Annotated in this window: 10 protein-coding genes; 2 read left to right on the forward strand and 8 right to left on the reverse strand. The window is 33.1% G+C overall.

All coding sequences use genetic code 11. From position 1 onward, the window contains the following. Nucleotides 1-7 precede the first annotated feature (7 nt). From nuoF to aspS, 8 genes are all read right to left on the reverse strand, one after another. Nucleotides 8-1,372 carry an NADH-quinone oxidoreductase subunit NuoF gene (gene nuoF / locus QZ824_RS02725; RefSeq protein ID WP_291274504.1) on the reverse strand — a complete coding sequence of 455 codons (1,365 nt, stop codon included), beginning with the start codon at nucleotides 1,370-1,372 and terminating at the stop codon, nucleotides 8-10. 4 nt (nucleotides 1,373-1,376) lie between these two features. Then, a complete protein-coding gene (locus QZ824_RS02730) occupies nucleotides 1,377-1,907 on the reverse strand; it encodes an NAD(P)H-dependent oxidoreductase subunit E (protein WP_014389518.1) in 531 nt (176 codons plus the stop codon). Between the two features lie 4 nt (nucleotides 1,908-1,911). After that, on the reverse strand, nucleotides 1,912-3,147 hold the full coding sequence (gene nuoD / locus QZ824_RS02735; protein WP_014389517.1) for an NADH dehydrogenase (quinone) subunit D: 1,236 nt from the start codon (nucleotides 3,145-3,147) through the stop codon (nucleotides 1,912-1,914). A gap of 10 nt (nucleotides 3,148-3,157) precedes the next feature. Continuing rightward, nucleotides 3,158-3,679: an NADH-quinone oxidoreductase subunit C gene (locus QZ824_RS02740; protein ID WP_291274505.1), complete on the reverse strand. Its 522-nt coding sequence runs from the start codon at nucleotides 3,677-3,679 to the stop codon at nucleotides 3,158-3,160. Between the two features lie 2 nt (nucleotides 3,680-3,681). Further along, a complete protein-coding gene (locus QZ824_RS02745; protein WP_291274506.1) occupies nucleotides 3,682-4,230 on the reverse strand; it encodes an NADH-quinone oxidoreductase subunit B in 549 nt (182 codons plus the stop codon). A 15-nt stretch (nucleotides 4,231-4,245) separates the two neighbouring features. After that, nucleotides 4,246-4,611 carry an NADH-quinone oxidoreductase subunit A gene (locus QZ824_RS02750; RefSeq protein WP_014389514.1) on the reverse strand — a complete coding sequence of 122 codons (366 nt, stop codon included), beginning with the start codon at nucleotides 4,609-4,611 and terminating at the stop codon, nucleotides 4,246-4,248. Between the two features lie 178 nt (nucleotides 4,612-4,789). Next, a complete protein-coding gene (locus QZ824_RS02755; protein ID WP_291274507.1) occupies nucleotides 4,790-4,990 on the reverse strand; it encodes a cold-shock protein in 201 nt (66 codons plus the stop codon). Nucleotides 4,991-5,103: 113 nt separating this feature from the next. Beyond that, nucleotides 5,104-6,858: an aspartate--tRNA ligase gene (aspS, locus tag QZ824_RS02760; protein WP_291274508.1), complete on the reverse strand. Its 1,755-nt coding sequence runs from the start codon at nucleotides 6,856-6,858 to the stop codon at nucleotides 5,104-5,106. Between the two features lie 242 nt (nucleotides 6,859-7,100). Here aspS and QZ824_RS02765 point away from each other — a divergent pair, with 242 nt between their 5' ends. After that, entirely contained in the window at nucleotides 7,101-8,093 is a 993-nt protein-coding gene (locus QZ824_RS02765; protein WP_291274509.1) for a TlpA disulfide reductase family protein, read from the forward strand. Between the two features lie 110 nt (nucleotides 8,094-8,203). Beyond that, nucleotides 8,204-9,193 carry an aspartate-semialdehyde dehydrogenase gene (locus QZ824_RS02770; RefSeq protein WP_291274510.1) on the forward strand — a complete coding sequence of 330 codons (990 nt, stop codon included), beginning with the start codon at nucleotides 8,204-8,206 and terminating at the stop codon, nucleotides 9,191-9,193. Nucleotides 9,194-9,619: the final 426 nt, after the last annotated feature.

Consider the following 9,619-nt stretch of genomic DNA (forward strand, 5'->3'; position numbering starts at 1 on the left):
AAACTAATTAAACTGTTTGATTACTTACTAAGTGGCTAACTTTTTCAAAAGGTTCATGCACAAAGTGATCTCTATTTTTGATTTTTTCTGGGAATCGGATATGGTATTCAAATTCTTCTCTGAAATGACGAATAGCAGCAGCTACCGGCCAAGAAGCAGCATCTCCCAATGGACAAATGGTGTTTCCTTCAATTTTACTTTGAATACTTAATAATAACTCAATATCTTCTTCACGTCCGTGTCCGTTCTCAATGCGATGTAATACTTTTTCTAACCAACCCGTTCCTTCACGACATGGCGTACATTGTCCACAACTTTCGTGGTGATAGAATCTTGAAAAATTCCAAGTGTTTCTAACTATACAAGTAGTGTCATTATAGACAATAAATCCGCCAGAACCTAACATAGATCCTGTAGCAAAACCGCCATCAGATAATGATTCGTACGTCATTAAACGATCATTTCCAGCAGCTGTTTTATAAATTAAATGTGCAGGTAAAATAGGCACAGACGAACCCCCAGGCACTAAAGCCTTTAAAGGTCGGTCGTCAATCATACCACCACAATATTCGTCAGAATTAATAAATTCTTCAACAGAAACGCCCAATTCAATTTCATATACCCCAGGATTTTTAATATGTCCAGAAGCAGAAATTAATTTAGTTCCAGTTGAACGTTCAATACCAATTTTAGCATATTCAGCACCAGTATTCATTACAATCCATGGCACAGCTGCAATTGATTCAACATTGTTCACTACAGTTGGATTTTGCCATAAACCACTAACCGCTGGGAAGGGAGGTTTAATTCTAGGATTTCCTCTTTTTCCTTCTAAAGATTCGATTAATGCAGTTTCTTCACCACAAATGTAAGCACCTGCACCACAATGCACGTGTAAGTCTAAATCATATCCAGAACCTTGAATGTTTTTTCCTAACCATCCTGCAGCATATGCTTCTTTAATAGCTCTTTCTAATGTTTTAAACACCCACATATATTCACCTCTAATATAGATGTATGATAAGTTAGCGCCTAAAGCATAACTTGATGTAATCATACCTTCTATTAATAAGTGAGGTATATATTCCATTAAATAACGGTCTTTAAAAGTTCCCGGTTCTGATTCGTCGGCATTGCAAACTAAATGACGTGGTTTTCCCGATTTTTTATCGATAAAACTCCATTTCATTCCAACTGGGAATCCGGCACCACCACGACCTCTTAATCCAGAAGTTTTTACTTCTTCTGTGATTTCGTCTGGTGTCATTTTAAATGCTTTTTCCACTGAAGCATAACCTCCATTTTGGCGGTAAACTTCATAGGTTTTGATACCCGGAATATTAATTTTTTCTAATAATATTTTTCTTCCCATGGTATTATTTATCGTGTAAGGTTATTTTACCAGCTTTACATTCTTCAATCAATTGGTCGAATTTATCTTTTGATAATTTTTCATGATAAAAATCGCCTAATTGAAGCATAGGTGCATATCCACAAGCGCCTAAACATTCCACACCTACAAATTGAAATAATCCGTCTGAAGTTATTTCTCCCTCTTTTACTCCAAGTTTTTCTGAAGCATAATCCATTAAATCTTCCACACCACGAGTAGCACAACAAGATGTTCTGCAAAATTCAAACATATATTTTGCAACAGGTTTGGTGTTGAACATGGTATAAAAGGTTACAACTTCATACACTTCAATTGGAAGGATTTCTAAAATTTCAGCTACTTTATTTTGTAAAGCAACACTCAACCAATTGTCATGAGCATCTTGAACCTCATGTAAAACAGGTATTAAAGCAGACTTCTTTTTATCAGCAGGATAATGACTGATTAACTCGTTAATTCGAGTCATTAATTCAGGCGTGATATTAATATTTTGAGTTGCGTTTGATATTTCCATATTCTTAAGCGTCTAATTCGCCAGCGATTACGTTTAAACTTGATAATATTGCAATGGCATCAGAAAGCATAGCTCCTTTAATCATTTCAGGGTACGCTTGATAATAGATAAAACAAGGTCTTCTGAAATGTAAACGATAAGGTGTTCTGCTTCCGTCTGTAATTAAATAGAAACCTAATTCACCATTACCACCTTCTACAGGATGATAAACTTCTGCAACAGGAACAGGAACTTCTCCCATTACAATTTTGAAGTGGTAAATTAAAGCTTCCATGTTGTTGTATACATCCTCTTTTGGAGGTAAGTAATAATCTGGTACATCTGCATGGTAAGGACCTTCAGGTAATTTATCCAAAGCTTGACGAATGATTTTTAACGATTCCCAAACTTCAGCATTTCTTACACAAAAACGATCATAAGTATCTCCTGATTTTCCTACTGGAACATCAAATTCAAAATCTTCATAAGAACTGTAAGGTTGTGCCACACGTACATCGTAATCCACACCTGCAGCTCTTAAGTTAGGACCTGTAAATCCATAACTAATTGCTTTTTCAGCAGATATAGGACCTACATTAACGGTTCTATCAATAAAAATTCGGTTTCTAGTAAATAAGTTTTCAAATTCTTCCCAAGCTTTTGGAAATTCTTCCAAAAAGGTATTTAATTTTTCAAATGCAGCGGGACTCCAATCTCTTTCAAATCCGCCAATTCTACCCATATTGGTAGTTAAACGAGCTCCACAAATTTCTTCATAGATTTCGTAAATTTTTTCACGGAATTGGAAAACATATAGGAATCCTGTGTAAGCGCCTGTATCTACACCTAAAATTGAATTACAAATTAAGTGGTCAGCTATACGCGCTAATTCCATTACAATTACACGTAAATATTGTGCACGTTTTGGAACTTCTATATTTAATAATTTTTCTAATGTCATCCACCAAGCCATGTTGTTGATTGGCGAAGAACAATAGTTCATACGGTCTGTTAAAGGGGTAATTTGATAAAACGGACGGTTTTCTGCAATTTTTTCAAAAGCACGGTGAATGTAACCCACAGTTGGTTCTGCATCTAGGATTCTCTCACCATCCATTAATAAGATGTTTTGAAAAATACCATGAGTAGCAGGGTGTGTTGGTCCTAAGTTTAGGATAGCTAATTCACTTCCGTCTTCGTTTTGACGCTCTTCAATATATTTATAGTAGCGATGATCTGCTGGTAATACTACATTTCCCATTTCTTAACGTTTAGCAATTGTTAATAGTTCTACCAAAGAATCGGTCGTCTTTGTCTGTTCTACCTGAATCTTCCATTGGGAATTCTTTGCGCATAGGGAAAGAAATCATTTCATCCATGTTTAAGATTCTACATAAGTTAGGATGACCTTCAAAATGAATTCCATAGAAATCATATGTTTCTCTTTCTTGCCAATCTGCTGATAAGAATAAAGAAGTAACAGAATTAATTCTTGGATGTTCTCCTGGTAAGTAAGCTTTAATTCTTATCCTTTTGTTTTCAAACCAATTGTGCATATGATATACTACGCAAAATTGTTCGTTAGCAGGGTTGTCTGGATAGTGAATACCACAAACATCTGTAAGGAAATTGAAGTTTAATGAAGGTTCTTCTTTTAAGAATTTAATAATTTCAAGATTTGAAGTTGCATCAACATCAAAAACAAACATATCAAATTCTGTTCTGAAGTTGAATACTTTTTCTCCAAAAGTATCTTGTAATTTAGTTTGTATATCTAATGATTCTAGTGCCATTGTTATTCAATGTTATAAGAAGCTAAAAGCTGTTTATATTCTTCTGAATTTCTTCTTCTCAAGTCTTCGTTTTTCACTAATTCTTGAAGGTGCAATATACCATCAATAATTTGTTCTGGTCTAGGAGGACATCCTGGAACATATACGTCTACTGGAATAACTTTATCAATTCCTTGTAGAACAGAATAAGTGTCAAAAACACCACCAGAAGAAGCGCAAGCTCCAACAGCAACAACCCATTTAGGTTCCGACATTTGTTCGTAAACTTGACGTAAAATAGGAGCCATTTTTTTTGAAATAGTTCCCATCACTAGTAGCATATCTGCTTGTCTTGGTGAGAAACTAACACGTTCTGAACCGAAACGTGCCATATCGTAATGTGAAGCCATTGTTGCCATGAATTCAATTCCACAACAAGAAGTAGCAAATGGTAAAGGCCACATAGAATTAGCTCGAGCAATACCAATTACTTGGTCAAAACGCGTAGCAAAGAATCCTTCACCTTGTACTCCTTCTGGAGCTTCTACAGTTTTTACTTTTTTATTTTCCATTTTCTTGCACTTTTTTTATTCCCATACCAAAGCCTTCTTCTTAATAACATAGAAGAAACCTATAAGTAATAAAACCATGAAAATCCCCATTTTAATCAATCCATCCATACCCATATCCTTAAAGTTTACCGCCCAAGGATACATAAAAATAACTTCAACGTCGAATAAAACGAAAAGAATGGCAACTAAAAAATACTTTACTGAGAACGGAATACGAGCATTACCCGTAGATTCTATTCCACATTCAAAACTTTTATCTTTATTGGCAGAAGAACGCTTAGGCCCTAATAAATTAGATATTACAATAGTACCGCCAACAAATCCAACAGCAAGTAAGACCTGCATTAGGATAGGTATAAAATCATGTTGAGAAGTTTGCATTTTTATGCTATTTAAAATAGTCACAAAAATAATTTGTCTAATTGTATTATCAAAATTAAAACAAGGTTTAAAAGAGACAAAACCCTAAAAAACCTTTTATTTAAATTAAATCTAAATAGCTTAATTAAAGTGTAAAAAAAAACGCTCTAAAAAAGAGCGTTTTTCTGTGAGGTATAAATTAATCGTTTATGGTGACTACATTAGTTGCTACAATTCCTTTTCTACCTTCTTCTTCTTCATAACTAACATGGTCTCCTTCATTTAATTTGTCTCCTTTGATTCCTGTTACGTGTACAAAGATGTCTTTGCCTGTTTCTTCGTTAGTTATGAAACCAAAACCTTTAGTTTCATTGAAGAATTTTACTGTTCCTTTTTGCATTTTATGCGTAATAATAATTAATAATGATTCAAAGATAGACTTTTAATTGAAATAAAAAAGTTTTTATATAAAAAAAAGCGAACTTTTTAGGTCCGCTCATATATTTTTAAAAATTAATTCTTTGTAATCACACTAATATTAAGTTCATCCAATTGTTTAGAATCAATTTCAGAGGGTGCGTCTATCATAACATCTCTACCAGAATTATTTTTAGGAAAAGCAATAAAGTCACGTATGGTTTCCTGGCCACCTAAAATAGCAACTAATCGATCTAATCCAAAAGCTAAACCACCATGTGGCGGGGCACCGTATTGAAAAGCATTCATTAAAAATCCAAATTGGTTTTCTGCTTCTTCTTTAGAAAAACCTAATAATTCAAACATTCTTGCTTGTAATTCTTTGTCATGAATACGGATAGATCCACCTCCAATTTCATTTCCATTTAATACCATATCATATGCATTAGCTCTTATTGCTCCTGGATTTTCATGAATCAAATGTAAATCCTCAGGTTTTGGACTTGTAAAAGGGTGGTGCATAGCGTGGTATCTTTCACTTTCTTCATCCCATTCTAATAACGGGAAATCAACTACCCAAAGCGGCGCAAATTCATTTGGTTTTCTTAAACCTAAACGATTTCCTAACTCCATACGAAGAGCGCTTAACCGACTTCTTGTTTTGTTAGCAGAACCCGATAATACTAAAATTAAATCTCCAGGTTGTGCACCTGTAATTTCAGCCCATTTTTTTAAATCTTCTTGGTCATAAAATTTATCTACAGAAGATTTTAAAGTACCATCTTGTTCATATTTACAATACACCATTCCAGATGCGCCAACTTGTGGACGTTTTACCCAATCAATTAACGCGTCGATTTCTTTTCTTGTATATGATGCACAACCAGGAACTGCAATTCCGACTACTAATTCTGCTGAATTGAAAACGCTGAAATCTTTATGCTGTGCTACTTCATTTAACTCCCCAAATTGCATTCCAAAACGAATATCCGGCTTATCATTTCCATATGTCTTCATGGCATAATCATAAGTCATTCTTGGGAATTTATCCACTTCTAAACCATGAACTTCTTTTAACAAATGACGTGTTAAACCTTCAAATATATTCAAAATATCTTCTTGCTCAACAAAAGCCATTTCACAGTCAATTTGGGTAAACTCCGGTTGACGGTCCGCTCGTAAATCTTCATCACGGAAACATTTTACAATCTGAAAATATTTATCCATTCCTCCAACCATTAATAATTGTTTGAAGGTTTGAGGTGATTGTGGTAAAGCATAAAATTGTCCGGCATTCATTCTGCTTGGAACTATAAAATCTCTTGCTCCTTCTGGAGTAGATTTAATCAAATAAGGTGTTTCAACCTCGCAAAAACCATGATTAGAAAGGTAGTTACGTACTTCCATAGCTACTTTGTGACGAAACAACAAACTGTTTTTGACAGGATTTCTTCTAATGTCTAAGTAACGGTATTTCATTCGAATGTCTTCTCCACCATCTGTTTCATCTTCTATAGTAAACGGAGGAAGTTGCGCTTCGTTTAAAATATTTAACTCAGAAACTAAAATCTCAATATCACCTGTTGATATATTTTTATTTTTAGATTCACGTTCAATCACCATTCCTTTAACTTGAATAACAAACTCTCTACCTAATGATTTTGCCTTTTCAAACACTGCCTTATCTGTTCTGTTCTCGTCAAAAATTAATTGTGTAATTCCATAACGATCTCTTAAATCCACCCAGACCATAAAACCTTTATCGCGCGATTTTTGAACCCATCCTGCTAAAGTAACTTCCTGATTGATATGTGATGCATTTAACTCACCACAAGTATGACTTCTATACATTATCTTATTTTTTGGCAAAAGTAGGATAATTTTAAAAAATAGTAAATTTCAAATCCATAAATATTGCACATCTAATTTATTTCATCCAACTTTTAGTTATAATTAAGAATAAAAAAGAAAAAATATAAAAAATACCTTATAAATATTAAAAATGTCGGATAATCAAAAAAAAGAAACTTAACAAGAATTTTGCTTTTTGTTTTGAAGAAAAAACTATATTTACATGATTAAAATAATTTAAAATGAAAAATAAAACAACACTATTGATTGCGTTAGCAGCAGGTTTATTTACTTTAACCACTCAAGCACAAGCTAAAATTACAGTAAAAATATTAAACAAACCTTCGGATACTATTTATGTAAAAGGAAGAGGTTTTAATAAAATGATAGTTGCTGATAAAAAAGGACATTTTCATGGTAGTTTTGATGTAACAGAAGGATTTTACAAACTAGATGCGGGAGAACAATATGCTGATTTATATTTGACCAATACTTCAAATTTAGAAGTTACTTTAGACTATACTAAATTTGACGAAACATTGGATTTTAAAGGAAATGGTAGTAATGAGAATAATTACTTAGCAAAGAAAAACTTAGAAGAGCAACAAATGAATTTAGATGCATTAATGGCGTCTAAAGATGAAGCAGAATTAAAAGTTGAAATGGATAAAGTAAGAAATGATATTTATTCTAAATTTCCAACTAATTTAAGTGCCAATTTTGTAGCTAAATTAAAAGAAGATACTGAGAAGAACTTGAAAAATTTAGAAGGTTACATGAAAGAATCGTTTGCAGTTAGAAAATTAAATGGTTCTGTTTCTCCTTCTTTTGCCTATGAAAACACATCTGGAAAAATCATAAAGTTAGAGGATTTTAAAGGTAAATATGTTTATGTGGATGTTTGGGCTACTTGGTGCGGACCTTGTAGAGCAGAAATTCCTCATTTGAAAAAAACGGAAGAGGCCTATCATGGTAAAAACATCGAATTTGTAAGCATCTCTGTTGATGTAATGAAAGACAAAGAAAAATGGAAAAAATTTGTAGCTGAAAAGGAATTAGGAGGAGTACAAATTTTAGCAGATAAAGATTGGAAATCAGATTTTGTAACAGGATATAAAATTAATGGAATTCCTCGTTTTATTTTAATTGGGCCAGATGGTAAAATTGTAAATGCGGATGCTCCAAGACCTTCTTCGCCAGAACTAACTAAACTATTAGATTCTGTGGTGAAATAAACACAAACTGCCTTAGGGCAGTTTTTTTTATGAATTATTAACTAAATAAGATAAATTTGTTAGTCATAAGTTTTATACTTTTGCATAACTTATTAAATACTAATTAAAAGATGAAAGTAGCCGTAGTAGGAGCCACTGGAATGGTAGGCGAAGTAATGCTACAAGTGTTAGCAGAAAGAAATTTTCCAATAACGGAATTGATTCCAGTTGCTTCTGAGAAATCAGTAGGCAAAGAAATCGAATGGAAAGGTAAAAAATATAGTGTTGTAAGCTTGGCTGAAGCAGTGAAAATGCAACCGCAGATTGCTTTATTCTCTGCAGGAGGTGACACTTCAAAAGAATGGGCTCCAAAATTCGCAGTAGCTGGTACAACAGTAATTGACAATTCGTCTGCTTGGAGAATGGATCCAACAAAAAAATTAGTAGTTCCAGAAATTAATGCATCTATTTTAACAAAAGAGGATAAAATTATAGCCAATCCAAATTGTTCAACGATACAAATGGTAATGGCATTAGCTCCTTTACACCAAAAATATGACATCAAGCGTATCATAGTTTCAACTTACCAATCTATTACAGGAACTGGAGTCAAAGCTGTACAGCAATTAGAAAATGAATACAAAGGAATACAAGGTGATATGGCCTACAAATATCCTATTCACAGAAATGCCATTCCTCAATGTGATGTGTTTGAAGAAAATGGTTATACGAAAGAAGAAATGAAATTGGTTCGTGAAACTCAAAAAATTCTTTCGGATAATTCTATAGCAGTAACTGCTACAGCTATTCGTATACCAGTAGTAGGCGGACATAGTGAAGCCGTTAATGTAGAATTTGAACATGATTTTGACGTTAATGAAGTGCGTTCCCTTTTAGAGGCAACACCTGGAATTACTGTTCAAGACGACTTAGCTAATTATTCCTATCCAATGCCTATTTATGCACAAGGAAAGGATGATGTATTTGTTGGTAGAATTCGTAGGGATGAAAGTCAGCCTAAAACATTAAACATGTGGATTGTTGCAGATAATTTACGAAAAGGTGCTGCTACAAACACCATTCAAATTGCAGAATATTTGGTAAAAAACCAACTGGTGTAATTATATATAGATGAAAAAAAAATATGTAAAGTATAATCTTTTGATAGCTTCATTACTTCTATTGGTAATAAGCTATCAATCTTTACATATTTTTTTGCATTCAGAAGATCATTCTTCTTATAGTTCTAACGCTAATAAAACAGAACAAACAACCTATAAAAAAATATTTACTCAAAAGGATGAATGTCCTGTCTGTGAATTTGAATTTGCAGCCTTCTTATCATCTGAAATATTTTCCTTTGAATTCATACCACCACAACACAATTTCTTTCTAATTGACTATTATAAATCAATTGTAAAAGAAAAAGAATTTCTATTTTATTCTCATAGGGGACCTCCTATTCTTTGTTAGTATTTCGATTACTCAATTGAGTGTTTTTTTGTAGGCTTTATGATTTAATTAAAGTCTACCAATTTATTTATTGT

Origin of the sequence: Flavobacterium sp., assembly GCF_021151785.1 — a bacterium.
Lineage (GTDB): Bacteria > Bacteroidota > Bacteroidia > Flavobacteriales > Flavobacteriaceae > Flavobacterium.